Below are 1,393 nucleotides of genomic sequence, written 5' to 3' on the forward strand. Positions count from 1 at the left end.
GATTGGCCATGGTCCATCGCATCCAGGCCATACCAATCGGTCAGAGTCTGACCAATGTCGGCAAAGCTGTCACGCTGCCCCAGCTCAATGGCATTCATACCATGCTGATAGCACAACACAGGGATAAACTCCCGGGTATGCTCGGTGCCGGGCCAGGTTGGATCGCAGCCATGATCGGCCGTCAGCAGCAGCAAGGTATCCGAATCCAGGGCAGCGATAAGCTCCGGCAGTCTGGCATCAAAATACTCCAGCGCCTCGCCATAACCCACGGGATCGCGTCGGTGGCCATAGTTCTGATCAAAATCGACCAAATTGGTAAAAATCAGGCTGTTCGGCCCAGCCTGCTGCATTTCTGTGAGCGTGGTATCGAGTAAAGCAGCCAAGCCAGTAGCTTTGACCGCTTTACTGATGCCCTGATGCGCATAGATATCGGCAATTTTACCAATGCTGATGACCTCACCGCCAGCTTGCGTCAGCTTGTCCAGCACAGTAGCCGCTGGCGGCAGGACAGAATAGTCACGCCGATTGCCGGTTCGGGCATAACTGTCTGGGCCATCGCCAATAAAAGGACGGGCAATCACCCGACCAATGTTGTAATCATCCAACAAACGGCGAGCCACCTGGCAAAAATCCAGCAGCTTTTCCAGGCCGAAATGCTGCTCATGGGCGGCCACCTGAAACACACTGTCGGCCGAGGTGTAGCAAATCGGCATGCCAGTACGAACGTGTTCATCACCGAGCTTTTTCAGAATGTCGGTCCCCGACGCATGGCAGTTGCCCAAAATCCCGGGCACGCCAGTCTCGCGGCACAGCTTTTCAATGAGCTCGGTTGGAAAGCTTTGAGTCTTTTGCTCGAAGTAGCCCCATTCAAATAACACCGGTACGCCCGCAATTTCCCAATGGCCGCTGGGGGTATCTTTACCACTGCTGAGCTCTGCGGCATAACCATAAGCGCCCTGGAGCTGGTCGGCATCATCCACCAAAATAGCTTGCTCACTCGCTGCCCGGGCAGCACGAATCAAACCCAGCCTGGCTAAATTTGGCAAGGCCAGCTGACGCCCTTTTTGTTGACTGAACACCCGAGCAATACTGGCCAGAGTATTGGCGCCGGTATCGCCAAAGCGGTCGGCATCGGGCGCACTGCCTATACCAAAGCTATCCAGTACCAAAATTACTGCTTTTGTCATTCTGCCTCACTTCGCTGGTCGTAACAGACTCAGTCTTCATGGGAACATGCCCACAGTATATCAATTTTTCTTGGAGAGTGGTGTTAACAAGAAACAAAGGGGTGCGAACAACAGCACTACTGAAGCAGGTAAGGGATAATAAATACGGAATGAATGGTGCCCAGAGGCGGAATCGAACCACCGACACGAGGATTTTCAATCCTCTG

At 53.6% G+C, this 1,393-nt stretch carries 1 protein-coding gene; it reads right to left on the reverse strand.

What is annotated here, in order from left to right; all coding sequences use genetic code 11:
- Window positions 1-1,187 (reverse strand): phosphopentomutase (locus JJU14_RS16615; protein ID WP_228614827.1); only part of this gene is annotated, 1,187 nt, incomplete at its 3' end.
- Window positions 1,188-1,393: the final 206 nt, after the last annotated feature.

This window comes from Alkalimonas sp., assembly GCF_020831925.1.
Taxonomy (GTDB): domain Bacteria; phylum Pseudomonadota; class Gammaproteobacteria; order Enterobacterales; family Alteromonadaceae; genus Alkalimonas.